The following is a 3937-nucleotide window of genomic DNA, read 5'->3' on the forward strand; positions in this document are numbered from 1 at the left end:
TCCACCAGGTCAGCGTCGCGCAAAAAATGGCGAGCGCGATGAGCGAAAGCAAGCGCGTCTGGAAGGCATTCATGGGTTGTGCCGGGTTGTGCTCATTCACTGCACCAGATTGTTCAGTTCGATAATCGGCAGCATCACCGCGAGCACGATCACGAGTACGACGCCGCCCATCGCGAGGATCAGCAGCGGTTCGAGCAGACTCGTGAGGAACATCGTGCGCCGTTCAAGTTCGCCCGCTTCGCCTTCGGCCGCGCGGTCGAGCATGGTGGTGACGTCGCCCGTGGATTCGCCTGAGCGGATCAGGTGGACGAGTACGGGCGGGAAAGTTTTCGTGTTGCCAAGCGCGCGCGAGAGCGACGTGCCTTCGCGCACGCGGATGATGGCGTCGTCGACGTTATCGCTCATCGCACGGTTGCTCAACGTCTCGCCGGCAGCTTGCAGTGCACGCAGGATCGGTACGCCCGCCGCCGTGAGAATCGCAAGCGTGCTGGCAAAGCGCACGGTGTTATAGCCGCGCACGAGTTTGCCGAGGAGCGGCGCCGTGAGAATCCAGCGGTCGAACGCCATGCGTGGACCGGGACGCGCGAGCAATTGCTTGATGAACCAGCTCACCAGCACCACGCCAATGAGCATTGCCCACCACCAATTTCGCACGAAGCCCGAGAGCCCCATCATCGCGATCGTGAGGAATGGCAGCGATTGCTTGGTGCTGGCAAACACGTTCACGACTTGTGGCACGACGTAGCTCAGCAAGAACGTGACAATGCCAAACGCGATCAGCGTGACGATCGCCGGATAGGTGAACGCGAGGACGATCTTCTGCTTGAGCGCATTGCGTTCCTCGATGTAATCGGCGAGTCGCGATAGCACCAGGCCGAGCTTGCCGGTATGTTCCCCGGCCGCTACCAGTGCACGATAAATCTCGGGAAAATCTCGTGGATGCTGTGCCAGCGCGTTTGCGAACGTATGGCCCCCGAGCACCTCGGCGCGGATCGCGGCCATCAGTTCCCGGATGTAGTCGCGCTCCGATTGCTCGGTGAGTACCGAGAGCGTTTCACCGAGCGGTAAGCCCGCGATCAGCAGGCTGGCAAGCTGGCGCGTGAGAATCGCCTGCTCGCGTTGCGACAAACGCTTGCCCAATGACAGCCGCTGCTTGCGTTCGCCACGGGTACGCAAACCGGCCGCTTCCACCACCAGTGGCGTGAGCCCTTGCGTTCTCAACTGAGTGCGCGCGGCGCGGGCACTGTCGGCATCGAGTACGCCGGTTTGCGACTTGCCCTTCTGATCGATGGCTTCGAAACGAAACGCCGGCATGGGTTCAGTCTCCGCCCGTCACGCGCAGCACTTCTTCCAGCGACGTCGCGCCCGTCGCCAGCCAGCGATTCGCGTCCTCGCGCAGCGTGCGCATGCCTCCGGCACGGCCGGCCGTCAATATTTCGGCATCCGATGCATTTCGGTGAATCAGCGCGCGGATGGGGTCATCGAGAAGAAGCAATTCGTACACGCCGCGACGCCCCGCATAACCCGAGTTGCCACACCGGCTGCAACCTACCGCATGCCAGTGAATGTGGCCGTCCTCCGCACGTTCTTCCTTGCAGACCGGGCACAACTGCCGCACGAGCCGCTGCGCCAGCACGCCAAGCAATGACGACGCCAGCAAATACGGCTCGACGCCCATGTCCGTCAGGCGCGTGACAGCGGACGCGGCGTCGTTCGTGTGCAGCGTAGCCAGGACCAGGTGACCCGTCAGCGACGCCTGCACCGCGATCTGCGCGGTTTCCAGATCGCGGATTTCACCAATCATGATGATGTCTGGATCCTGGCGCAGGATTGAGCGCAATGCGCGCGCGAATGTCATGCCGATGCGCTCGTTCACCTGCGTCTGGCCGATCCCGCCCAAGTCGTATTCGATCGGATCTTCCACCGTCATGATGTTCGTGGTGGCGGTTTCCAGTCGCGACATGGCCGCGTATAGCGTCGTCGTCTTGCCGGAACCGGTCGGACCCGTCACGAGCACGATGCCGTGCGGACGGCCGATCAGCTTGTCGAAGTAACCGAGCGTATCGCGCGCCATGCCGAGTGTTTCAAGGTTCAGCCGCTGCGCATCTTTCTCCAGCAGACGCAGCACCGCGCGTTCGCCGTGACCGGTCGGCAACGTGGAGACACGCACGTCCACGGGACGCCCGCCTACGCGCAACGTAATCCGACCGTCTTGCGGCAGGCGCTTTTCGGCGATATCCAGTTGCGCCATGATCTTGATGCGCGAAATCAGCGCGCCATGCAGCGCCTTCTTCGGGCGCACGACGTCGCGCAAGGTGCCATCGACACGAAAACGCACCACGGAGGACGTCTCGAACGGTTCGATATGAATATCCGACGCCTGTTCCCGCGCAGCCTGCGTGAGCAGCGCGTTAATCATGCGGATGATCGGTGCATCGTCTTCCGATTCGAGCAAATCCTCTATTTCGGGAATGTCCTGCATCAGGCGGGACAGGTCGACTTCACCTTCCACTTCGCCTACGACCTGCGCCGCGCTGCCGTCGTTGCGTGCGTACGCCGAATTGATCGCAGCCGAAAGCTCCGGCACCGGCAAACGCACAATCGACAGCGCGCCGAAATTGCGGGCGACCTCGGCCAGGGCCGCGTCGCTGGTTTTATCGCTGATCCACACTTCGATGCCATCCGCATGCTGGTGCGCGACGAGGATCTGTCCCGTGCGGGCGAACGCGTACGGAATCAGTCGCGCGGCAAGGGGTGACGGAATGCTCGTGGCGACATTCGCAGCGGACGCGTTCAGCGTGTTCACGGCGTGGCTCCTGGGGCGCCGTTCAGCGGTGTGCCCGGCTGTGTGTTGTTCGGCACCGCGTAGTTATTCACGTTCGCCGGTTGCTGCTGCGGCTGTTGTGGCTGTTGTTGTGTGCCAGGCGGCTGAGCCGTCTGGTATTGCTGCGGCTGCTGCTGTAGCTGCTGAACCTGTTGACCTGCCGGCTGCGGCGCCTGCGGCAGCGTCGTGCTGGGGCCCGCGCGCGTCATGTTGTTCCAGTTGAACAGGTTCTCCGCTGGCACACCGCCCTGGCTCGGCCCCATCGGCGCAGGCGGGATCACCGGAACGTTCGGATCTTTTTCGATCCGGTTATCGCTACCCGAGTTGTTTTGCTCCTGGCGCAAGCTATCGTAACGCTGGTTCGCGATCTGCGCGCTCGTCGCCTGATCACGCACGATCACCGGACGCAGAAACACCATCAGGTTGGTTTTGGTCCGCGTTTTCGCCTCACTGCGGAACAGCTGACCGATCCACGGAATATCGCCGAGGAGTGGAATCTTGCTGTTCGACGTTGAGTAGTTATCCTGCATCAAACCACCGAGCACGATAATTTCGCCATCGTCAGCAAGGATGGTCGACTGGATCGAGCGCGTGTTGATCGTGACGCCGCCGGGATTGTTCGTGGTCGTCGGGTCGACGCTCGAGTCTTCCTGATAGAGCTGAAGCTTCAGCACGCCGTTGGTCGTGATCTGTGGTTTCACGTGCAGCGTTATACCGACATCGCGTCGATCGAAGGTGTTGAATGCAGTGACCGAAGTGCTCGTGTTCGCCGTCGGCGTGGCATATGAGCCTGTCACTACCGGCACGTTCTGGCCGACTACGATCTTCGCCTCTTCGTTGTCGAGCGTGATGAGGTTTGGCGTTGAGAGCACGTTTGCATCGGCGGAAGTGGCCAGGGCTTGCAGCAAGCCGCCAAGCCCGAACACGTTGCCGAACTTGTGCAGGATGCCGACGTTCAGGCCGTTTGCCAGCAAACCTGATGCTGCCGCCAACGTCGTTGCCGTAGTGGATTGGGCGAGCCCATTCCCGATAGCCGTCAAATCGACAATATTCGTGTTGCCCGATCCGAAGCTCGAGCTGCCGTAGACGCCGTTGTTGCCGCCTTGCGAGAGC

Annotated in this window: 2 protein-coding genes and 1 pseudogene; all 3 read right to left on the minus strand. The window is 61.8% G+C overall.

Annotated elements, in window-relative coordinates; translation table 11 throughout:
- Positions 1-96 precede the first annotated feature (96 nt).
- The gene (gene gspF, locus WCA53_RS23320; protein ID WP_423916034.1) at positions 97-1314 is read right to left on the minus strand and encodes a type II secretion system inner membrane protein GspF; all 1218 of its coding nucleotides are present in this window, start codon (positions 1312-1314) and stop codon (positions 97-99) included.
- Positions 1315-1318: 4 nt separating this feature from the next.
- Positions 1319-2806, minus strand: a complete 1488-nt coding sequence (gene gspE, locus WCA53_RS23325) for a type II secretion system ATPase GspE (protein WP_423916036.1) — start codon at positions 2804-2806, stop codon at positions 1319-1321.
- Positions 2803-3937: pseudogene (locus WCA53_RS23330) on the minus strand (type II secretion system secretin GspD); the annotation flags it as partial. The gene gspE and the pseudogene WCA53_RS23330, both read right to left, overlap by 4 nt.

Origin of the sequence: Caballeronia sp. (assembly GCF_049581465.1) — a bacterium.
Lineage (GTDB): Bacteria > Pseudomonadota > Gammaproteobacteria > Burkholderiales > Burkholderiaceae > Caballeronia.

Coding starts and splice junctions, on each gene's coding strand:
- gspF (WP_423916034.1), bottom strand. CDS start 1,314: ATGCCGGCGTTTCGTTTCGAAGCCATCGATCAGAAGGGCAAGTCGCAA.